General features: G+C 73.9%; 13 protein-coding genes and 1 other RNA gene. 13 read left to right on the top strand and 1 reads right to left on the bottom strand.

What is annotated here, in order from left to right; all coding sequences use genetic code 11:
- Nucleotides 1-123: 123 nt before the first annotated feature.
- On the bottom strand, nt 124-798 hold the full coding sequence (locus tag BIU97_RS14400; protein WP_071298019.1) for an NAD(P)H-binding protein: 675 nt from the start codon (nt 796-798) through the stop codon (nt 124-126).
- Nucleotides 799-835: 37 nt separating this feature from the next.
- On the opposite strand from BIU97_RS14400, the gene ffs reads away from it, so the two are divergent.
- From ffs to BIU97_RS14335, 13 genes are all read left to right on the top strand, one after another.
- Nucleotides 836-932: signal recognition particle sRNA small type (gene ffs / locus BIU97_RS14395), an RNA gene on the top strand.
- A gap of 438 nt (nt 933-1,370) precedes the next feature.
- A complete protein-coding gene (locus BIU97_RS14390) occupies nt 1,371-8,774 on the top strand; it encodes a choice-of-anchor G family protein (protein ID WP_071298018.1) in 7,404 nt (2,467 codons plus the stop codon).
- Nucleotides 8,775-8,929: 155 nt separating this feature from the next.
- The gene (locus BIU97_RS14385) at nt 8,930-11,656 is read left to right on the top strand and encodes a DNA polymerase III subunit gamma and tau (RefSeq protein ID WP_071298017.1); all 2,727 of its coding nucleotides are present in this window, start codon (nt 8,930-8,932) and stop codon (nt 11,654-11,656) included.
- Nucleotides 11,656-12,255 carry a recombination mediator RecR gene (recR, locus tag BIU97_RS14380; protein ID WP_071261271.1) on the top strand — a complete coding sequence of 200 codons (600 nt, stop codon included), beginning with the start codon at nt 11,656-11,658 and terminating at the stop codon, nt 12,253-12,255. The genes BIU97_RS14385 and recR overlap by 1 nt, the downstream gene beginning before the upstream one ends.
- 116 nt (nt 12,256-12,371) lie before the next feature.
- On the top strand, nt 12,372-13,637 hold the full coding sequence (locus BIU97_RS14375; protein ID WP_071261273.1) for an aspartate kinase: 1,266 nt from the start codon (nt 12,372-12,374) through the stop codon (nt 13,635-13,637).
- Nucleotides 13,638-13,680: 43 nt separating this feature from the next.
- Nucleotides 13,681-14,733 (top strand): aspartate-semialdehyde dehydrogenase, encoded by a 1,053-nt coding sequence (locus tag BIU97_RS14370; RefSeq protein ID WP_071298016.1) that lies wholly within the window; start codon nt 13,681-13,683, stop codon nt 14,731-14,733.
- Between the two features lie 404 nt (nt 14,734-15,137).
- Nucleotides 15,138-16,625, top strand: a complete 1,488-nt coding sequence (locus BIU97_RS14365) for a malate:quinone oxidoreductase (protein ID WP_083404841.1) — start codon at nt 15,138-15,140, stop codon at nt 16,623-16,625.
- A 58-nt stretch (nt 16,626-16,683) separates the two neighbouring features.
- Nucleotides 16,684-17,790 (top strand): Rv2578c family radical SAM protein, encoded by a 1,107-nt coding sequence (locus tag BIU97_RS14360; RefSeq protein WP_071261278.1) that lies wholly within the window; start codon nt 16,684-16,686, stop codon nt 17,788-17,790.
- A gap of 155 nt (nt 17,791-17,945) precedes the next feature.
- Nucleotides 17,946-19,169, top strand: a complete 1,224-nt coding sequence (locus tag BIU97_RS14355; protein ID WP_139196059.1) for a sensor histidine kinase — start codon at nt 17,946-17,948, stop codon at nt 19,167-19,169.
- 5 nt (nt 19,170-19,174) lie between these two features.
- Nucleotides 19,175-20,341 (top strand): hypothetical protein, encoded by a 1,167-nt coding sequence (locus tag BIU97_RS14350; RefSeq protein ID WP_071261282.1) that lies wholly within the window; start codon nt 19,175-19,177, stop codon nt 20,339-20,341.
- A complete protein-coding gene (locus BIU97_RS14345; RefSeq protein ID WP_071261287.1) occupies nt 20,328-21,029 on the top strand; it encodes a response regulator transcription factor in 702 nt (233 codons plus the stop codon). The genes BIU97_RS14350 and BIU97_RS14345 overlap by 14 nt, the downstream gene beginning before the upstream one ends.
- Entirely contained in the window at nt 21,029-21,655 is a 627-nt protein-coding gene (locus BIU97_RS14340; protein ID WP_071261290.1) for a thymidine kinase, read from the top strand. Before BIU97_RS14345 ends, BIU97_RS14340 begins: the two co-directional genes overlap by 1 nt.
- A gap of 363 nt (nt 21,656-22,018) precedes the next feature.
- Nucleotides 22,019-23,062 (top strand): LLM class flavin-dependent oxidoreductase, encoded by a 1,044-nt coding sequence (locus BIU97_RS14335; protein ID WP_071261296.1) that lies wholly within the window; start codon nt 22,019-22,021, stop codon nt 23,060-23,062.
- The last annotated feature ends 58 nt before the right edge of the window (nt 23,063-23,120 follow it).

Below are 23,120 nucleotides of genomic sequence, written 5' to 3'. Positions count from 1 at the left end.
CGGCCGTCCAGGCGGGCGCGCCGCTTCGCGGTGCCGCGCCGTGCCGTCGCTTCGCGCCCCGGTGCGGTCATCGCGCCCCGACGCACCGGGGCGCGACGACCGTACCGGGGCGCGGCCGGAGGATCAGCGCAGGGCGTCGAGCGCCGCGGGGATCGGGGTGTTGCCGTTCGTGACCTCGAACTGCACGCCGACCGCGGTGTCGTCGAGCAGCGCGTGCAGCACGACGGTGGCGACGTCCGCCCGCGTGACCGACCCGCGGGGGACCGTCCGACCGACGTCGACCGTGCCCTGCGGCGGGGTGTCCACGAGCGCACCCGGCCGGACGATCGTCCACCGCAGGCGGCGTGCGCGCAGGTTCGCGTCCGCCTCGGCCTTCGCCCGCAGGTAGACCTGGAACACGGCGTCGTCGTCCTTCGCCGGCACGACCGCGAGCTCCGGGTCGTACGTGTCCGCCGCCATCGCCGACACCATCACGTAGCGTTCGATGCCCGCCCGCTCGGCGGCGTCCGCGAGCAGGATCGCGGCGTCGCGGTCGACGGACAGCTTGCGCTCGGCGCCGCTGCCCGGCCCGGCACCGGCGGCGAACACCACGGCGTCGACACCGCGCAGCCGCAACGCGAGCTCGTCGTCGCCGAGCTGCTCCAGGTCCGCCACGATCGCCCGGGCGCCCTGCTGCTCGACGTCGGAGACGTGCGCGGGGTTGCGGACGATGGCGACGGCGTCGTGTCCGGCGTCGGTGATCTGGTGGGCGAGGAGCAGGGCGATCTGGCCGTGTCCTCCGGCGATGGCGATCTTCATGTGTCCGATCCTGCTCCTGCCATCCGGTAGACTGCTCTGCGGCTCCTCACGTGACGCCATCCAGGCCAACTCCCCCAGGGCGGAAACGCAGCAAGGGTAACCGGGCTCTGGCGGGTGCGTGAGGAGTCTTCTCGTTCCGGGGGGTAACCGGGGCTGCGCTCATCTCGAGAGCGGGTGCGTGAGGAGTCTTCTCGTTCCGGGGGTGGGTGACCGGGGCTGCGCTGATCTCGCGTCCTGGTCCTCCTCGCTCCGGGGGCCATCCGGGCTGTGCCCCCTGTAGGGGTAACGCAGGGGGCTGACAAGCCGGCCGTCCGTGTGCGACGATCCCTCCACGGACCCCCAACCAGGGTCCCGACCTCTCCCGTCTCACCAGCGGGGGAATCCGGATCAGGTGGCGGGTGCGCCCGCCAGGATGAGAGACACGCATGCGCAGGCACGCGTCGCTCCGTGGTACCTCCGTACCCACACGAGCGGACGAACGGACACGACGGATCATCGGCACCGACGGCCGGGCTCGACGACGAGCACCGGGCGATCGGCGACTGCTGCTGCGCGGAGGGGTCGTCGCCACCGTGGCGGCGCTCGTCGCGGCACTCGCGGTCATCCAGCCCGCGGCGGCGGCGCAGAACGACGTCGCCGAGGCCGAGGGGGTGCTGCTCAGCGGATCCGGCATCGTCGACGCCGACGGCATCGTGCAGCTCGGCGGCGCCTACTCGAACCGCAGCGCCACCGGAGGCGGCGGGACGGCGAACCAGCCCCTGGACCTCGAAGCCCTGCGCACGGTCGGCGTCGACCTCGGCAACGACGTCGACCTGCTCGGACCGAACGGCCTGCTCACCCTCGGGGTCGACGGGCAGTACGCCACCACGGCGGCGGGCGGGGCGACGGCGTCGTCCGGCCTGCTGACCAACGACGGCGGCATCGGGGTCGGCACCGGGTCCGGCACGGGCGCGGCCACCCTCGACCTCCAGCCGCTCTTCTCGCGCGTCGGCGCGGACGCGACGCTGCTGTCGCGGTCGCAGCTGCGGGTCGGTGCGCTCGCCTCGCGCCTGCAGACCACGCGCGGCGCGACGGTCGAGACCACGTCCGACTACCGCATCGCCGACGCGAGCCTGGGGTTCACGAGCCCCGCGGTGGCGGCGCTCACCACGTCGCTGGGGAGCGACCTCGGCACGTTCTCCGACCGGGTGGACGCCACGGTCGGAGCCGACGGGGCACTGGCGGGCACCACGACCGCGCTGACCGCCCAGCTGCAGCGCCTGCTGCGGGGGACGGCCCTCGGACTCGTCACCGTGAACGGCACGACGGTCCGGGCGACCGTCGACCTCGACCTGCGCGACACGCTCACCCGCGTGCTCCAGCAGCCGCTGACGGACGGGGCGGTCACCATCACCCCGTCCACCGGCTCGATCACGGTCGACCTCGACGACCTGACGACGTTGAACGGGCAGCCCGCGAACACCCCGGTGCTCACCGCGGCGGCCGTCGACTCGATCAACCGCAGCATCACGACGATCCTCGGCACGCGGCTGCCGGCCGCGCTGCAGACCGCGGTCGTCAGCACGATCAACGCGACCCCGGTGACCGTCGACGTCACCGCGAACGTCTCGCTCGCGGGCGCGCCCCTCACCGGACTCGCACTGCGCGCCGACACCACGCTCGGGGACCTCGCCGGCACCGGCGCCGCGACGGCCACGGTCACCGCCACGCGCGGACCGCTCGGCCTGACGACGCTGGCCACCCTGCTCGCCCCGGCGGTGAACTCCGTCGTCGTCCCCGCACTGCAGACGATCGTGCGGCCGCTCGTCACCGGGGACGCCCTGACCGGCCTCGGCACGACGCTCACCGCGACGACGACCGGGGTCTCCACGGCACTCGCACCCGTGGTGCTGCTGCTCCGCCAGGTGATCGACCTGACCGTCAACGCCCAGGACGCCACCACCGGCTTCCGCGACCCGCGCGGGTACGACCCCGGAGCGCGGAGCGTGCACGCGCTGCGGCTCTCGGTGCTGCCCGGACCGGACGTCGCCACCGTGGACCTCGCCACCTCGACGGTCCGCGCCGCGGCGGTCACGCCGCCGACGATCACCGCCCCGACGGCGGGCCAGCAGTTCAGCGTCCCGTCCGCGACGTCGACCCGCACCATCCGGGTGAGCGGCACCGGCGAACCCGGCGGCTCGATCGCACTCGACCTCGGCGGTGGCCGCACCGGCGCCGCCACGGTGGCCGCGGACGGCAGCTGGACGACCACCGTCCCCGGCGTGCCGACCGGCGACCAGACCGTGACCGCGACGCAGACCGTCGCCGGTGCGGCGGCCGTGACGACGACGCAGTCCTTCTCCGTGGTCGCCCAGCGCGCGCTGGTGGTCACCAGCCCGACGGCCGGCCAGACCTTCACCACCACGGGCACCACCGCCCCGGTGACCCTGACCGGCACGGCGACCGCGAACGCGGGCATCGACGTGGACCTCGGCGGCGGCCTGACCGCGTCGGGCACCGCCGACGGCAGCGGCGCGTGGAGCGTCACCGTCCCGAGCGTCCCGGTGGGGGACCAGACCGCACGGGTGACCCAGACCGTCGGTGACAGCACGTCGGCAGCCGTCACCCGGGCCTTCCGGGTCGTCGCCGCCGCGGACCTGACCGTCGACCGTCCGACCGAGGGCCAGGACCTCCCGCTCGTCGGCGACATCCGGTCGATCGCGTTCTCCGGCACGGCGCAGGCCGGTGCCCGGGTCGACGTCGACCTCGGCGACGGCCGCACCGCGACGACGACCGCGAACAGCGACGGCTCGTGGTCGGCCACGGTGGCGGACGTGCCCGCCGGGCGCTGGACGGCCCACGTGACCCAGACGACCGGTGGCTCGACGAGCGAACCGGTCGACCGCACGGTCACGGTCACCGCCGCACCGGCGCTCACCGTCGACGCACCGGTCGACGGCTCGACCGTCACGGTCGCGGACGACTCGTCGACGACGCCGGTCACGGTGAGCGGTTCGGCGGCACCCGACGCCCGGGTGCACGTCGGCATCGGCGGCTCGTTCACGAGCGACGTCGACGCGGACGGCGACGGCCGGTGGACGACGACCTTCGTCGGCGTGCCGGTCGGCGACCGCACCGTCACGGCGCGGCAGACCGTCGACGGCGCCACCTCGGCGCCGGTCACCTCGACCTTCTCCGTCGCCGCCGGCGACCCGCTCGTGGTCACGTCGCCCGACGACGGCGACGTGGTCACGGTCCTCGACGCCGACACGACGACCGACCTCGACCTGACGGGCACGGCCGAGCCGCGCGCCGCGGTCCGGGTGTCGCTCGGCGACGGTCTCACCGCGACCACCACCGCGCTGGCGGACGGGTCCTGGGCCACGACGGTCGAGGACGTCCCCGTCGGGCGGTACACCGTCACCGCGACGCAGACCGTCGGCGGGACCACCGGGTCGGCGGTCCGGCAGGTCGTGACGGTGCAGGCGGGTGCTCCGCTCGCCGTCACCACGCCGACCCAGGGCGCGACCGTCCGGGTGGCGACCGACGACTCCGTCGTCGACGTCACCGTCCGGGGCACCGCGCAGCCGGGGGCACGGATCGACGTCGTCCTCGACGACGGCGACACCCGCACCACCCGGGCCGACGCACAGGGCGACTGGTCGCTCACGCTGCCGTCGGTCGCCACGGGCGACCACACCGCCGCCGTCACCCAGACGGTCGACGGCGAGACGTCCGCTCCCGTCGAGCGCGACCTGACCGTCGCCGCCGGCGCCGCGCTCGTCGTCGAGGCACCGGGGGCCGCGCAGCAGGTCCCCGCGGGCACCGACGGCACGGCGGACGTCGTGGTCCGCGGCACGGCGGAACCGGGCGCGACCGTCGCGGTCACCGTCGACGACGGCGACCCGGTCCGGGTCGTGGTCGACACCGAGGGCAACTGGGTGCTCCCGAGCAGCCCGCTCGGCATCGGCGAGCACACCGTCCGCGCGGTCGAGACCGTCACGGGGACCGACGGCCCGGTCGTCACGCGCGACTTCACCGTCGTGCCGGGCACCGGCGTCGTGATCGACTCCCCGGCGAGCGGCTCCCGCTTCGTCGTGGTCGACGGCGACGCCACGGCCACCGTCCCGGTCACCGGCACCGCGGAGCCCGGTGCGACCGTCGTGGTCTCCGCCGGACCCGGCATACGTGCCACCACGACCGCGGACGCAGCGGGCGCGTGGCGGGTGGTCCTCGACGGCCTCGCACCGACCGGCGACCGCACCGTGACGGCGTCGCAGGAGGTCGACGGGGTGACGACGACCGCGGTCCCGACGACGTTCACCGTCGACACGGCGAGCGCCCTGACGGTCACCGGACCGGGGACGGACCCGATCCTGGTCGCCGGTCCGGACGTGCAGCGCGACGTCACCCTGACCGGCGCCGGCCAGCCCGGCGCCACGGTCCGGGTGACCGGCGACGGGTTCGCCGACCAGCGCACGACGATCGGCGACGACGGCACCTGGACGGTGTCGTTGCCGGACCTCGGCGTCGGGTCGCACCCGGTGTCGGTGACGCAGACCCTGCCGGGCACCGTCTCCGACCCGCGCACCTCCGACCCCGTCGACCGGACGATCGAGCTCGACGCGGCCCCGCCGGTGCGGGTCAGCACACCCGACGCCGGAGCCGTGCTGCTCGTGCCGGACGCCGACGCGACGCGCGACGTCGCCGTGACCGGCACGGCCTCGGCCGGTGCCCCGGTCGCCGTGCGGCTCGGTGACACCACCATGACGACCACCGCCGACGGCGACGGGGCCTGGACGGTCACGTTCCCCGGGGTGGGGGTGGGCGCGGTGTCGCTGACCGCGAGCCAGACGGTCGGCGGCACCACCGCCTCCGCTCCGGCGCAGACCGTCACGGTGCGGGCCGGCACCCGCCTGACGCTCGTGACCCCGGCCGACGGCGCGGTCCTGACCGTCGCCGACGCGTCCGGGACCGCGGACGTGCGGGCGAGCGGCCGCGCCCAGGCCGGTGCGGAGGTCACCGTCCGCCTGTCGACGGGGGAGACCCGCACGACCGCAGCCACCGCGGACGGCGACTGGGCGGTGACCTTCCGGGACGTCCCGGTCGGCGACCACCGGGTCACGGCCACGCAGCTCGTCGGCGGCGGGACCTCGGCACCGGTCTCCGCCGCGGTGTCGGTGCGCGCCGGTGCGCCGCTCGCGGTGACGACCCCGGCCGACGCCACGACGGTCACGGTCGCCGACGCCGACGCGACCACGGACGTCCGCTTCGCGGGCACCGGTCAGCCGGGCGCGACCGTCACGGTCGACCTCGGCGACGGCGGCAGCGCCACGGCTCGGGTGGACGGTGACGGCGACTGGTCGGCGACCGTCCGCGACGTGCCCAGGGGATCGTTCACCGCCTCGGTCACCCAGTCGGTCGGCGGCACCACGAGCGTGGCGGTCGAACGACCGGTGTCCGTGCTCGCCGCCGCACCCCTGACGGTCCGGCAGCCCGGGGACGACCCGATCACGGTCGCCGACGACGCGGCGACGACCACCGTCACGGTGGCCGGCGACGCCCAGCCGGGTGCGACGGTCACGGTGACCGTCGACCGCCGCGACCCGGTCGAGGTCACGGCGCGGGACGACGGTTCGTGGACGGTCGACGTCCCACGGCTCGGCGTCGGCCCGCACACCGTGCAGGTGACCCAGACGGTCGGCGGATCCACCTCGACCGAGCCCGTCCGGGTGCCGTTCGAGGTCGAGGCCGCGGCGCCCGTCGAGATCGACTCGCCGACGGCCGGTCAGGTGGTCACGGTCGCGGACCGCGACGCGACCACGACGATCACGGTGAGCGGGACGGCCGAGCCGGGAGCGACCGTGCTCGTCGACCTCGGCGACGGGCACACCGCGTCGACCACGGCGGACGGCGACGGCGCGTGGACGGTCTCCGTCCCGGACGTCCCGGCCGGCACCACCACGGTGAGCGTGACGCAGCGCGTCGGCGACACCGAGTCCTCGCCGGAGACGGTGACCGTCCGCGTCGTCGTGGCCGACCCGATCACGATCGCGACCCCGGCGGACGGGTCGACGGTCCGCGTCGCCCAGCGCGACTCGCTCGCGACCGTCACGGCGTCCGGGGCGGCGCAGGCCGGTGCCGCCGTGCGGGTGTCGGTGGACGGCGGTGACGCACGCTCCGTGACCGCCACCGACGCGGGCACCTGGAGTGCGCGGCTCACCGACCTCGGTGTCGGCGACCACACGGTCCGGGCCACCCAGACCGTGGGGGACTCGACGTCCGGCCCGGTCCGGAGCACCTTCACGGTGGCACCGGGCGCGGCGCTGACCGTCACGGCGCCGACCGACGGGACGACGTTCACCGTGCCGGCGAGCGCACCGACCACGACCGTCCCGGTCAGCGGTCGCGGCGAGCCGGGCGCGACGGTCCGGATCGTCCGCGACGACGAGGACGCGGTCGCCGCGACCGTCGGCCCGGACGGGGTCTGGTCGGCCGTGCTGCCCGCGGTCGGCCGCGGTGACCACACGGTCACCGTCACCCAGGTCGTCGGCGGCACCACGTCGGACCCGGTGGTCCGGACCGTCACCGTCGCGGTGGCGCCCGCCGCCGCGGTCGTCATCACCCGACCGGTCGACGGCACCGCCTACCGGGTCCTCGGCGGGACGACGGACGTCCGCGTCGTCGGCACGGCCGCACCGGGCGCACCGGTGACGGTCCGCGTCGACGACGGCACCGCCGTGACGACGGTCGCGGACGACGACGGCACCTGGGCGGTCACGGTCACCGACGTCGGCACGGGCGCGCACAGCGTCACGGCCCGGCAGACCGTCGACGGCGACACCACGGACGCCGCGGCGGTCGGGTTCACCGTGACGGCCGCTGCGCCGGTCACCGTCACCAGCCCGACCGACGGGCAGCGGATCCCGACCACGGGGACCACGGCCTCGGTGCCGGTGCGCGGCACCGCGGAACCGGGCGCGGTCGTCACGGTGGACGTCGACGGGCACACCGTGACGACGACCGCCGGCGACGACGGCTCGTGGACCGTCACGGTGGGCGACGTCCCGCCGGGCGACCACACCGTGTCGGTGACCGAGACCGTGGGCGGCCGGACCTCCGCGCCGGTCACGACGGGCATCACCGTGGTCGTCGCCCAGCCGACGGCGATCACCATCACGAGCCCGGTCCCGGGGCAGCTCGTCCCGGCGACCGGTCCCGGTGACACGGGGACGTTCCGGGTGACCGGGCACGCCACGCCGCGGGTCGCCGTCCGGGTGACGCTGTCCGACGGTCAGGTCCGGACGACCACCGCCGACGACGACGGCGACTGGACCGTCGTGTTCGACCGCGTGCCGGAGGGGGACTGGATGATCACCGCCAGCCAGTCCGTCAACGGCACGACCTCGACGGCTCCGCCGGTGCGGATCGTCGTGGACGCGATCGAACCGGTGGCCATCACGTCGCCGGCACCGGGCGAGCACCGCACGGCCTCGGCCGACGGCACGGTGGCGTGGCGCGTCACCGGGACCGCCGAACCGCGGGCGGTCGTGACGCTCGTCGTCGACGACGGGAACCCCGTCACGACGACGGCCGACGACACCGGCGCGTGGTCGGTCGTGGTCCGGATGGCGGTCGGGCCGCACACGATCCGCGTGACGGAGACGGTGGGGACCGCGACCTCGGCGCCGCAGACGGTCAGCGTGACGGTCGACGCAGCCGCTGCGTCGGGCACACCGGGCACGCCGGGCGGGGTGGCGGGGCCGGGCACCGGCACCGGCGGCCTCCCCGGCACCGGCACCGGCGGCCTCCCCGGCAGCGGCAGCGGGAACGGGAGCGGGGCCGGCCCGGTCACCGGCGGCCTCGCCTTCACCGGCGCGGACGTCGCGCCGATCGCCGGGACGGCGACCGGTCTGCTCCTCCTCGGGGTCCTGCTGCTCGGCCTGTCCCGCCTGGCACGCCGCGTCCGCAGGGGTGGCCACCGCACCCGCGGCTAGGCCCCGTCCGCACCGCGCCTCCCGCCCGTCTCCGCACGGACGGGAGGCGCGGTGCGTCCCCGGCGTGCGACGCGCCTCGACGAGGTGGTCCGGGAGCACCGCACCGACCTGTGGACGGGCACGCGGGTGTCGGCCGTCCCGGCTACCCTTGCTGCGTGGTCACCGCCCTGTATCGCCGTTACCGGCCCGAGAACTTCGCCGAGCTCATCGGGCAGTCGCAGGTCACCGACCCGCTGCGCACCGCGCTCCGGACCAACCGTGTCAACCACGCCTACCTGTTCAGCGGCCCGCGCGGCTGCGGGAAGACGACCTCGGCCCGCATCCTGGCGCGCTGCCTGAACTGTGCCGAGGGTCCGACCGACACCCCCTGCGGTGTCTGCCCGAGCTGCGTCGAGCTCGCCCGCGACGGCAGCGGCTCGCTCGACGTCATCGAGATCGACGCCGCCAGCCACAACGGTGTCGACGACGCCCGTGACCTCCGCGACCGCGCCGTCTTCGCACCGGCACGTGACCGCTACAAGATCTTCATCCTCGACGAAGCGCACATGGTCACCCCGCAGGGGTTCAACGCGCTGCTCAAGCTGGTCGAGGAGCCGCCGGAGCACGTCAAGTTCATCTTCGCGACGACCGAGCCCGAGAAGGTCATCGGCACGATCCGCTCCCGCACGCACCACTACCCGTTCCGGCTCGTGCCGCCCGCGGCGATGCTCGAGTACGTCGAGCAGCTCTGCACGCAGGAGTCGGTGGGCGTCGCCCCCGGCGTGCTGCCGCTCGTGGTCCGCGCCGGTGGCGGTTCGGTCCGCGACACCCTGTCCCTGCTCGACCAGCTGATGGCCGGCAGCGAGGACGGCGCGATCGCCTACGAGCGAGCCGTCGCGCTGCTCGGGTACACCGACGCGGCCCTGCTCGACGACGTCGTCGACGCGCTCGCCGTGGCAGACCCCGCGTCCGCCTTCGCCGCGATCGACCGCGTGGTGCAGACGGGGCAGGACCCCCGGCGCTTCGTCGAGGACCTGCTCGAGCGGCTGCGCGACCTCATCGTCGTCGCCGCGACGAACGAGAGCGCCGCGGCCGTGTTGCGCGGGGTCTCACCCGAAGAGCTCGACACCATGACCCGCCAGGCCGGCGTCTTCGGCGCGACCGGTCTCTCCCGCGGGGCGGACATCGCGAACCGGGCGCTCACCGAGATGACGGGCGCGACCTCGCCGCGCCTGCACCTCGAGCTCATGACGGCACGCATGCTCGTGCCCGAGGCCGACGACACCCAGCGCGGTGCGCTGGCTCGCGTGGAGCGGCTCGAACGACGGGTGGGGGTCGGCGACGCCGGTGGTCACCAGGCGACCTCGAGCGTCGCGGCGGCCCCCGTCGTGGCTCAACCGGACGCACCGGCCGCGCCGCGACGCGAGCAGCCGGCCGCCGCGGCTCCTGCGCCGACGCGCACCGCTGCTCCTGCCGCTCCTGCCGCTCCTGCTCCGACCGCTGCTCCTGCTGCTGCGACCGGTGCTCCCGCCGCCGCGCCGCAGGCCGACGCCGGCGCGGTCGCCCGGGACGCCGCCGCGTCGTGGGCCGCGGTCGCGCCGAGCGCTCCCGGAGCACCGTCGGACGGCCGGTCGCAGTCCAGCGGCGTGGGCACGGCATCGATCCCGGCCCAGGCGCCGACCGAGGCACCGGCCGCGCAGACCGGGTCGACGTCGGCGACCCCGGCCAGCCCAGTCAGCCCCTCGTCGACCGGTCAGGGCACCACCATCGGCGACGAGCCGGCGGTCCGCACCGTGGGTGCGGTCGGCTTCCAGCAGATGCGCGACGCGTGGCCGCAGATCGTCGAGCACGTCCAGCGCGCGAAGCGCTCGGCGTGGTCCGTCGTGGTGACGGCGCAGGTCACCGCGCTGCGCGAGGACGTGCTCACCCTGACCTTCCCGAGCCAGCAGGACGTCGTGTCCTTCAAGGAGATGTCCGACCCGGACGACAGCGTCAGCGAGCTCCTGCGGTCCGCGATCATGGACGTCATCGGGCTCCGCGTGAAGTTCGTCGCGCGCGGTCCGGGCGGTGCCGGGCAGCCTCGCCAGCAGCAGCAGCAGCAGCAGCAGCAGCAGTCGGCGCCGGCCCCCGCCCCGCAGGCCACGCCGAGCACGCCGACGCCCGCGGCACCGCCGGCCGACGCAGCCGCCGCGCCTCAGGCCGCCGCGCCTCAGGCCGCGGTACCCGTGGCTCCGGCTCCGGCTCCGGCTCCGGCTCCGGCCGCCGCTGCGCCCGCCACCTCGTCCGCTTCGGGACGGACGGCCCCGACGCCGGACCCCGAGGCTCCGGCGCCCGCATCCGCACCCTCCGCCGCATCCGCTCCTGCTCCCCAGTCGTCGGGGGCGCCGGTGACGGACTGGGCCGTCGCGACGATCCCGGCGGCCGACCCCACCGCCGACGCCGTGCCGGAGTCGGTCGAGCCGAGCTGGGCGGCACCCTTCGGGGCCGTCCCGGCCTCGGCGCCCGTCGCCCCGGCCGAGGTCGTCGAACCGCAGGGCCAGCCGGCCGCCGCCGCGCCGCAGTCCGGTGCCCGGCAGCCCACGGGCACCGCACCGGCTGCCGCACCCGGCGTCCCGGTCGACGACTACCCGCTCGACGACGAACCGTACGACGACGGCGCACCCTTCCCGGACCCCGCCGCCGGCTCGTCCCCGCCCCAGCGGCAGGCGCCGGGTCGACCCGCTCCGGCGCAGGCAGCCCCGGCGCAGGCCGCTCCGGCCCAGCCCGCCGCGGCAGCCGCACCGCGGACCGCGCCGCCCGCGCGTCGCGCCCCGGTCGCCGGTCGCTACGGCGAGGCGGTCGTGCGTGAGATCCTCAACGCCCAGTTCATCGAGGAAACCGCTCTCCACCAGGACGGTGCCTGATGTACGACGGCATCGTCCAGGACCTCATCGACGAGTTCGGCCGCCTGCCCGGCATCGGTCCGAAGTCGGCGCAGCGCATCGCGTTCCACATCCTGCAGACCGAGTCCTTCGACCCGACGCGGCTGTCCGAGCTGCTGGCGGACGTCAAGCAGCGGGTCCGCTTCTGCGAGATCTGCGGCAACGTCACCGAGAACGTGCAGTGCAGCATCTGCCGCGATCCCCGGCGCTCGCCCGCGGTGATCTGCGTGGTCGAGGAGGCCAAGGACGTCGCGGCGATCGAGCGCACCCGCGAGTTCCGCGGGCTGTACCACGTGCTCGGCGGCGCGATCAGTCCGATCGACGGCATCGGTCCCGACGACCTGCGCATCCAGCAGCTCATGACCCGGCTGGCCGACGGCACCGTCGACGAGGTCATCATCGCCACCGACCCGAACCTCGAGGGCGAGGCGACGGCGACGTACCTCAGTCGCCTGCTCGTGCCGATGGGCATCCGGACGACGCGTCTGGCCTCGGGCCTGCCCGTCGGCGGCGACCTGGAGTACGCCGACGAGGTCACGCTCGGCCGTGCGTTCGAGGGACGGCGCGTGGTCGGCGGCTGACCGCCGCGCAGGATCGTTGCGTCAGGGGCGTCCCGCACGCAACATCCCCGGATCACCCTCTAGCATTGGGACACCGCGAGACCTCGCGGTGTCGTCGTCCCCGGGAGTACCAGCCAGTGGCCTTGATCGTGCAGAAGTTCGGTGGATCCTCCGTCGCGGACGCCGAGAGCATCAAGCGCGTGGCGAAGCGGATCGTCGAGACGAAGAAGGCCGGCAACGACGTCGTCGTGGCGGTGTCCGCGATGGGCGACACCACCGACGAGCTCGTGGACCTCGCGCACTCGGTGACGCCGATCCCGGCCGGACGCGAGCTCGACATGCTGCTCACGGCGGGGGAGCGCATCTCGATGGCGCTGCTCGCGATGGCGATCAAGAGCCTCGGGGTCGAAGCGTCGTCGTACACCGGCAGCCAGGCCGGCATGCTCACCGACGCCCAGCACGGCAAGGCCCGCATCGTCGACGTCACCCCGAAGCGCGTGCGCGAGGCGCTCGACTCCGGCCACGTCGCGATCGTCGCCGGGTTCCAGGGCTTCAACCGCACCACGGGCGAGATCACCACGCTCGGCCGCGGCGGGTCCGACACCACAGCCGTCGCCCTCGCCGCCGCGCTCGACGCCGACGTCTGCGAGATCTACACCGACGTCGACGGCATCTTCACCGCGGACCCCCGCGTGGTGCCGAAGGCCCGCAAGGTCGACCGCGTCACGAGCGAGGAGATGCTCGAGCTCGCCGCCTCCGGCGCGAAGGTCCTCTACATCCGTGCCGTCGAGTACGCCCGACGGCACGGCGTCACCCTGCACGTCCGGTCCTCGTTCAACAACAACGAGGGCACCATCGTCTACAACCCTGTCGAGGGGGAAACCGTGGAAGAACCGATCATCACCGGGATCGCCGGAGACCTCTCCGAGGGCAAGATCACCGTCGTCGGCGTGCCGGACCAGCCCGGCAAGGCCGCCGAGATCTTCACGAACGTCGCGCGCGCCGGTGCGAACATCGACATGATCGTCCAGAACGTGTCGGCCGCGTCGACCGGGCGGACGGACATCTCGTTCACCCTGCCGAAGGACCAGGGCCAGACCGTGCTCACGGCGCTCGAGGTCGCGAAGGCCGACATCGGCTACGAGAGCATCCAGTACGACGACCAGATCGGCAAGCTCGCCCTGGTCGGGGCCGGCATGCGAACGAACGCCGGCGTCTCGGCGCAGCTCTTCCGCGCCCTGCACGACGCCTCGATCAACATCGAGATGATCTCCACGTCGGAGATCCGCATCTCCGTCGTGACCCGCGCCGACACCCTGAACGAGGCGATGCGCGTCGTCCACAGCGCGTTCGGTCTGGACGCCGACGCCGAGGCCGTCGTCTACGCCGGCACCGGCCGCTGACGCCCACCGCACCGCAGAACTGCCGAACCACCAGGAGCACCGCATGAGCACCCTCACCGTCGCCGTCGTCGGCGCCACCGGCCAGGTCGGCGCCGTGATGCGCCGCCTGCTCGAGGAGCGCGCGTTCCCGGCCGACCGGGTCCGCTTCTTCGCGAGCGCCCGGTCCGCCGGCACGACGCTGCCGTTCCGTGGCGAGCAGATCGTCGTCGAGGACTCCGAGACCGCCGACCCCTCGGGCATCGACATCGCGCTGTTCTCCGCAGGGGCCACCGCCTCGCGTGCCCTCGCGCCGAAGTTCGCCGCTGCGGGAGCGCTCGTCGTCGACAACTCGAGCGCCTGGCGGATGGACCCCGAGGTCCCGCTCGTCGTGAGCGAGGTGAACCCGCACGCCATCGACCAGGCGCCGAAGGGCATCATCGCGAACCCGAACTGCACGACGATGTCGATCATGCCGGTGCTGAAGGTCCTCGACACCGAGGCCGGGCTGCGCCGACTCGTCGCCACGACCTACCAGGCCGTGTCCGGCTCCGGGCTCGCCGGCGTCGACGAGCTGCTCGGTCAGGCGAAGGCCGCGCTCGAGCAGGACACCGCGGCGCTCACCCACGACGGCACGGCCGTGACGTTCCCGGAGCCGGTCAAGTACGTCCGCCCGATCGCCTTCGACGTCGTGCCGCTCGCCGGCAGCATCGTCGAGGACGGCCTCGGCGAGACCGACGAGGAGAAGAAGCTCCGCAACGAGAGCCGGAAGATCCTCGAGCTGCCCGACCTGCTCGTCGCGGGCACCTGTGTGCGCGTGCCGGTCTTCACCGGGCACTCCATCTCGGTGCACGCCGAGTTCGCGCAGCCGCTGTCGCCGGAGCGCGCGACCGAGATCCTGGCGAGCGCGCCGGGCGTCGAGCTCTCGGACGTCCCGACCCCCCTGCAGGCGGCCGGCAAGGACCCTGCGTTCGTCGGCCGCATCCGCACCGACCAGTCCGCGCCCGAGGGGCGGGGCCTCGTGCTCTTCGTGAGCAACGACAACCTGCGGAAGGGCGCAGCGCTCAACGCGGTGCAGATCGCCGAGACGATCGTCGCGCGTCGCGCGGTCGCCGCGTAGCAGCAGCCCGGCCTGGAGGCCCGTCCCGCGTCAGCGGGGCGGGCCTCGCGTCGTACGGGGGCCGGTCGGGGCTGGCGCCGCGGCACGCTCCGTTCGCAGGCGCAGGCGCAGGCGCAGGCGCAGGCGGAGGCGCAGCCGCGTGGCGCGCCGCGCGCGCTCGGCGGCGAAAACAGGGGCGAGGGCGAGGGCGAGCGCGAGGCGACCGTCCCTGCCCGCCCGGCACCGGCAGCGGTCCTGGCGGCCCGGCGGCGGGTCACCGGTCCGCCGGACGCGCGCCGGGCCTCCCGAGCGGCCACGGCGTCCCGGCCAGCCGAGCTGACCGGCCAGCCGAGCTGATCCTCCTGTCGCGGTGACCGGCTTGTCGCGCTGATCGGCCTGTCGGCGCGCGCCGGTAGGATCGACGCGTGGCAGTGAAGCAGGTGGACCCCATCGACGTCGTCCTCATCGGCGGAGGCATCATGAGCGCCACGCTCGGCGCGATCATCCACCGGCTCGAGCCGTCGTGGAAGATCCGGGTGTACGAGCGGCTCGGCAGCGTGGCGCAGGAGTCCTCGAACCCGTGGAACAACGCCGGGACCGGGCACTCCGCCCTGTGCGAGCTGAACTACACGCCCGAGCTGCCGGACGGTCGCGTCGACATCGCCAAGGCGGTCACGGTCAACGAGCAGTTCCAGGTCTCACGGCAGTTCTGGGCGCACCTGGTCGAGACCGGCGCGCTGCCGAACCCCTCCGACTTCATCAACCCGACGCCGCACATCTCGTTCGTGTGGGGCGCGGAGAACGTCGAGTACATGCGCAAGCGGTACGAGGCGATGCAGGGCCACCCGCTCTTCGCGGGGATCGAGTTCTCGGACGACCCGGCGCAGATCCGCAAGTGGGCGCCCGCGCTCATCCCCGGGCGCAAGAAGGACCAGCCGATCGCGGCGACCTACTCCGCCGCGGGGTCCGACGTCGACTTCGGCTCGCTGACCCGCCAGCTGTTCGACCAGCTCGAGGTCGACGGGGTCGAGTTCGAGCCGTCGCACCAGGTCACGAAGCTCTCCCGCTCGACGGTCAGCGAGGGCTGGGTCGTCGACGTCCGCAACGAGATCGGCCGATCGACCCAGCGCATCGCCGCGAAGTTCGTCTTCGTCGGCGCTGGGGGCGGTGCGCTGCACCTGCTGCAGAAGTCCGGCATCCCGGAGATCCGGGGCTACGGCGGCTTCCCGGTGTCCGGTGAGTTCCTGCGCACCGACGACCCCGAGGTCGTGCAGAAGCACGCGGCCAAGGTCTACGGCAAGGCCAGCGTCGGCGCACCGCCGATGTCCGTGCCGCACCTCGACACCCGCATCGTCGACGGCACGGCGTCGCTGATGTTCGGGCCGTACGCGGGCTTCAGCCCGAAGTTCCTCAAGCAGGGCTCCCTGCTCGACCTGGTCCGCTCGGTCCGTCCGCACAACCTGCGGCCGATGCTCAGCGTGGCGTTCTCGAACTTCGACCTGGTCCGGTACCTGATCGGCCAGCTGCTGGCGTCGCGGAAGACGAAGTTCGACGCCCTGCGCGACTTCATGCCGAACGCCGAGCCGGAGAACTGGCACCGCATCACCGCCGGGCAGCGCGTCCAGGTGATCAAGCCGGACAAGGACAAGGGCGGCGTGCTGCAGTTCGGGACCGAGGTCATCACCTCGGCCGACGGGTCGATCGCCGGGCTGCTCGGAGCGTCGCCCGGGGCGTCGACGGCGGTGCCGATCATGCTCGGCCTGCTGCGCCGGTGCTTCCCGGACCGCTGGGACGGCTGGCAGGACGACGTCCGCACGATGGTCCCCACCTACGGGCAGGACCTCGGCGACGACGCTGCCCTGGCGGACGCCACGCTCGAGCGCACGGCGAAGGTGCTCGGCCTGCACCACTGACGGCCGCCACGACCGGGCACGGCTTGCGGCTGGTTCGAACATGTGTTCGAATGTCGGCATGCGGTGGAGTGGACAGGCGATCGACGCGGCACAGGACGACGCGCTCCCGGGCATGGAGTCGAACAGCGGGTTCGTGCGGAGCGTGACGACGCCGGAGTTCGCCGGGGTCACCTTCCACGAGGTCCTGGCGAAGAGCGCGCTCAACCGGGTGCCGAGCGCCGACGGGTCGGGGACGTACGGGTGGACGATCAACCCGTACCGCGGGTGCAGCCACGCGTGCGTGTACTGCTTCGCCCGTCCGACGCACACGTACCTCGAGTTCGACGGGGGAGCGGACTTCGACCAGCAGATCGTCGTGAAGACGAACGTGGCCGACGTGCTGCACCGGGAGCTCACCAAGCCCACCTGGGACCGCCACCCGGTCGCCCTCGGCACGAACACCGACCCCTACCAGCGCGCCGAGGGCCGCTACCGCCTGATGCCCGGGGTGATCGAGGCGCTGGCGGCGTCACGGACGCCGTTCAGCATCCTCACCAAGGGCACGCTGCTCCGCCGTGACCTGCCGCTCCTGGTCGAGGCGGCGAAGGTGGTGCCGGTCGACCTGGCGATGTCGATCGCGGTGTACGACGACGACCTGCAGCAGTCGGTCGAGTCCGGGACCCCGACGACCTCGGCGCGGCTCGCGACCGTGCGGGCCGTCCGCGACGCCGGGCTCGACTGCGCCGTCTTCCTCATGCCCGTGCTGCCGTACATCACGGACACGAAGGCGCACCTCGACGACGCGGTCGGTCGGGCCGCGGCCGCCGGGGCGACGAGCATCGCGTACTCGGCGCTGCACCTGCGCCCGGGCGTGAAGCCGTGGTGGTTCGAGTGGCTGGGCCGGGAGCGACCCGACCTGGCGCAGCGGTACCGGGCGATGTACCTCGACAACACGTACGCGCCGAAGGAGTACCGGCGGTGGTTGTCCGAGCGCATCCGCCCGATCCTGGCCGCGCACGGCGTCGGCCTCGGCCGGGTCGACCCGGCGACGGGGTCGATGGGGTTCTCGGAACCGCGGACGTTGCCGCAGGAGCAGTCGATCCCGGCCGTGTCGCCCCTGAAGCGTGCCGATCCGGGCTTCGACCGCCGGCTCCTCCGCCCGGTGGCGGCACAGACGCTGTTCTGATCGCACCGGTCCGCCTTCGGGGGACAGCAGGGACCCGCGAGGTGCCGGTATCATCGACCTGGCCACCGGACCGATCCCGATTCGGGGTACACGGTCACCGTCCCGGTGGTTGGATCGTGGTCGGCGTTCCCGTCGCCGCCCGGAAGGACTCCCTCGTGCTCGGCATCCCCACGCACCTCGCTCCGCGAGTGAACGCGTGGTCGACGGTGCGCGCCTTCCACGCGGCGGCCATCGGGTCGATCGTCGCCGCGGCGCTGGCGCTCGTGCTCTACCGGGTGGCCGAGCCGGACATCCGGATCGCGGGGGCGGTGCTCGCACTCGTCCCGATGCTCGGCATGGTCGCGGTGCACGTGCAGTTCGGCACGTGGCGGTCGGCGGTCGCGTTCCTGGCCGTCGGCGGGGTGTGCGCCTGGTGGTTCGCGCTCGTCGTCTCGCGTGAGGTCCCGACCGGCTGGGTGGCGTCCTACCTGCTGTCGCTCTCGGTGATCCCGCTCATCCTCGTCGGCGGGGCCGGTGCGGTCCCGGGGCGTGTCGCGCTCTGGTCGGTGGCGGGCTTCGTCGTCGGTCGTGCGGCCTCGGCGGTCGCGGTCCTGCAGACCGGTGGTCCCGCCCGACCCCTCGTGCTGGCCTGGGTCACGGTGGTCTTCGTCGTCGCGCTCGTGCTCGTCACCAGCCGCTCGACCGGGCGGTCCGAACGGGTGCAGCCGGAACTCCTGCGCTCCGCGCGCGAGGAACACGTGTCGGCGTACCGCGCGGGGGTCGAGGCCGAGGCGTCCGCGATCCTGCACGACACCGTGCTGAACCACCTCGGGGCGATCGCCCTGGCCCCGGACGGCCCCATCGACCGCCAGCTCGCCGCGACGGTCGACGCCGACCTCGCCGTGCTCACCGGCAAGGAGTGGCTCGCGCCGCAGACCGGTCCGCGGCCGGGTGCCGCCTCGGACGCCTTCGAGCGGATGCTCGACGAGCACCGGGCGAGCGGCCTCGACGTCACCGTCTCCGGCGACCCGTCCGCGCTCGACGGGCTCGACGAGCGGGCACTCACCGCCGTGGTCCGTGCCGTCGGCCAGTGCCTGGCGAACGTGCAGAAGCACGCCGGCACCGACGCCGCCGAGGTCAGTGTCTTCGACGACAGTGCCTCGTGCACGGTGATGGTCGTCGACGACGGCCGGGGCTTCGACGAGCAGGAGACCGGTACCGACCGGATGGGACTCCGCGGTTCGGTGCGCGAACGCATCGGTCGCGTCGGCGGTGACGTCCAGGTGTGGTCGTCGCCCGGCTCGGGGACGAGCGTGATGATGTCCGTGCCCTACGCGCCCGCCACCGGCGCGATCGCGGTGCCGGTGTCCGGCGACGACGACTCCGGGCGGCGCGGGTGAGGCCCGTGTCCGGCGCCAGGCGGACGGCGCAGCAGTACGACCCGCTCGGCGCGATGGGGTCGCGGCCGCTGGCGATCGTCATCGGGGCCGCGAGCGTGCTCTGGGCGTTGCTCGTGTCGCTCTTCGACCGTGACGTGGTCGGCAGCCCGACGTTGAGCGCGCTCACCGTCATCCTGGTCGCGGCGTCCGCCGGCGTGGTGTTCGCGGCGTCGAGTCCGTTCCGGGCGCCGTTCCCGCGCTCGGCGTTCGTCGCGCACGTCGGCCTGCTCGCGGCCGCCTCGGTCGCGAGCGTCGCCGCCCAGTGGGGGCCGGACGAGAGCGCCCTGAACGACTTCATGTCCCTCATCACCGCGACCGGGATCGTCATGGTCGCGCCGTACCGCCCGTGGACCGACCTGACCGTCGGCGGGCTCGTGCTCGCCGCCGTCAACGCGGTCACCTGGGGCGCGGGGGCCGCCGTGTTCCCGAACCAGGTGCCCGTCGTGGTGGCGGGCTACCTGGCCGCGGCGCCGACGCTCGTGCTGACGGCCGCCGCCGCGGTGTTCGCGTGGACCTTCGCCGGGCTCGCCGAGCGGGTGCAGATCCGGGCCGGGTCGTACTCGGTGGAGCGCGCCGAGCGTGACGGCATCGCCGCGAGCGTGCAGCAGGACCGCTCGACGATCCTGGCGCGTGACGTCGCGCCGTTCTTCGCCGAGCTCCGCACGCGCGACACGATCACCGACACCGACCGTGCACGGGCCCGCCGCATCGCGGACGGCATCCGCCGGTCCATGGTGGCGGACGCCGACCGCACCTGGTTCGAGCAGGCCGTCCGCACCGACGGCGGCGAGACACCGACGGTCGACGACCCGGACGGGCTGATCGCACGCCTCGACGCCGACCAGCGATCCGTCGTCCGGACCTTCGTCCGGGCCGCACTGCAGGCGAGGACCGTCGACCCGGCCGGGTTCCACGCGACGGTCCGCCGGGCGGACGAGGCGACCGGGCACACGACCGACGCCTCCGCCGACCGGGCCGTCCTCACGCTCGACCTCGCCGTGGACGACTCCGACGTCGGCATCCACCGCACCTTCGACCCCTACCTCGCCGTCCTCCGCGTGACGTTCCCCGACCTCGACGTCGCGGTCCGCCCCTCCGCCCTCGCACTAAGGTTCTCCTATGACCAGCACTGACCCGAACCGGCTCTCGGAAGGTCTGCCGTCCCTGCCGAACCCGGGAGCACGACGCGTGCGGTTGGCCATCCTCGACGACCACGAGGTGCTGCTCGACAGCCTGTCCAGCTGGATCGCGGTGAACGCGTTCGACTTCGACCTGGCCCTGACCGCGCACACCTGGCTCGAGATGGTCCACAGCGACAGCTTCCCGACCGACCTGGTGTTCCTCGACTTCCAGCTGAAGGAGCCGGTCTCGATCGAGGCCCGCGTGCGTACCTGCCGCGCCGCCGGTGCGAAGGTGATCGTGCTCTCGAGCGTCGACAGCCGCGAGTCCCGCGACCGTGCCCTCGCCGCAGGCGCCGCGGCGTTCCTGTCGAAGTCCCTGCCGATGCGCGAGGTCATGGACGTCGCCCGCGAGATCATGGGCGTCGCCCGCGAGACCCCGCAGCCGCGCGAGTGGCGTCCGCTGCCGACGGGCGCGCAGGCGCACCAGCGCCCGAAGCTCAGCGCCGGCGAGGAAGAGGCGCTGCGCCTGTACGTCTCCGGCCACTCCACGAACGAGGTCGCCGCGCAGATGAACGTGCAGTACGAGACCGCGAAGACCTACCTGCGCCGCGTGCGCGAGAAGTACAGCAAGGTCGGTCGGCCCGCGTCGAAGAAGTCCGACCTCATCCGTCGCGCCGCCGAGGACGGGTTCCTCGCGTAGTGGCGAAGCTCTACTTCCGCTACGGCGCGATGAACAGCGGCAAGAGCACCGGGCTCCTGCAGGCCGCCTACAACTACGAGGAGCGCGGCCACCGGGTACTGCTGGCGAAGCCCGCCGTCGACACGAAGGGTGACCGTGAGATCGTCTCGCGACTCGGCGTGACCCGCACCGTCGACCTCGTGTTCGCCCCCGACGCCGACGTGCGCGACGCGGTGACGACGGCCGGGGCGACCGACCCCGGGTCCGACCGGCTCGACGGCATGGTCCGGCCGGTCAGCTGCGTGCTCGTCGACGAGGCGCAGTTCCTCACCCCGCGCCAGGTCGACGACCTGCTGCGGATCGCCGTCCTCGACGAGGTCCCGGTCATCACCTACGGCATCCGCACCGACTTCCGCACCGAGGCCTTCCCCGGCAGCGCCCGTCTGCTCGAGGTCGCGCACTCCCTCGAGGAGCTCAAGACCATCTGTCGCTGCGGCCGCAAGGCGGTCTTCAACGCGCGGACCGTCGACAGCCGCTTCGTCTTCGACGGCTCGCAGGTCGCGATCGACGGCGTCGACGTCGCCTACGAGTCGCTCTGCGCCAACTGCTACCTGACGGAGTCCGGCGGTCGCCTCGACGGCAACTGACCGCTCGGGTCCGCCGGTCACGACACCCCGCTCGGGTCCGCCGAGCGGTCACGTTCCGTCGTCGGTGCGCCCGTCGGGCCACCGGACGTGACCGGTCCGCGAGGTGCGCACGGCACGTCGTGACCGGTGCGCGCCCGAGACGTGACCGGACGCCGGCCGGGAGGCGCGGCACGGCCCCGCCCCGCGCCTCCCGGCCGCCGCGACGCGGTTCCAGGGCGCGCCACGCAGCTCCGCCGAGTAGTCGCGAACCGTCGCCCCCGCGATCGCCGGGTGACGCCCGGCGACCGCCCGCCGACCAGGCGACGGCACGTCGTGACCGGTCTCCGGTGGAATGCGCGCAGGACGGCGGGCGTTGGTGCACACATGACCGACGACACCCTGCACCTGTCCGTCCTGGACCTCGCCACCCGTGAGTACGGCCAGTCCAACACCGAGGCCCTGCAGGGCTCGATCGACATGGCCGTCCACGCCGAGCAGCTCGGCTACGAGCGCTTCTGGGTCGCCGAGCACCACGGCATGCCCGGCATCACGTCGTCGGCTCCCGCCGTGCTGCTCAGCGCCGTCGGTGCGGCCACCTCGACCATCCGCATCGGCTCCGGCGGCGTGATGCTGCCGAACCACGCGCCGCTCGTCGTCGCCGAGCAGTTCGGCACCCTCCGTGCGCTGTACGGCGACCGGGTCGACCTCGGCCTCGGGCGTGCGCCCGGCACCGACGGGGCGACGGCGATGGCGCTCCGCCGCACCGACCGCCTGGACGTCGACGACTTCCCGGAGCGGCTCGCCGACCTCATCGGGTTCTTCACCGGGATGGACGAGGGCAACCCGCTCGCGGGCATCCGCGCCGTGCCGGGCTACGGCGACGTGCCGGAGTTCTGGCTGCTCGGGTCCTCCGGCTACAGCGCCCAGGTCGCGGGTGCGCTCGGCGTCTCGTTCGCCTTCGCGCACCACTTCGCCTCGGACAACACCGAGGCGGCGCTCGCCCTGTACCGCGACTCGTTCCGGCCGTCGCGCTTCCGGCAGACGCCGAACGCGCTGATCGGCGTGCAGGTCGTCACCGACGAGGACCCCGCCGTCGTGGACGAGCAGAGCGCTCCCGGCATGATCTCCTTCATCCGGATGCGCTCCGGCCGGAAGCCCGAACCGGTCTCGATGGACGAGGCGCGTGCGTACGAGTTCACCGACCTCGAGCGTCGGTTCATCGCCGCCCGCACCGAGCGTCAGGCCTACGGGAACGCCGAGCAGGTCGCGGAGAAGATCAACGCACTGGTGGCGTCGACCGGGGCGAACGGCGTGATCGTGTCGCCCGGTGCGGCACAGGCCCGGTACCGCCACCAGGCGCTCGACGTCGTGGCGCGCCTGCACGGCGAGGGGCGCCTCGTGCCCGCCGGCGCGGCCGCGGCGGTCTAGTCAGCGCGGTCCCGCACACGCGGTCTCGTCCACGCGGTCCTGTCCACGCGGTCTCGTT

Source organism: Curtobacterium sp. MCBA15_009 (genome assembly GCF_001864895.1).
GTDB lineage: Bacteria > Actinomycetota > Actinomycetes > Actinomycetales > Microbacteriaceae > Curtobacterium.
This window is presented reverse-complemented; position numbering and strand designations above follow the sequence as displayed.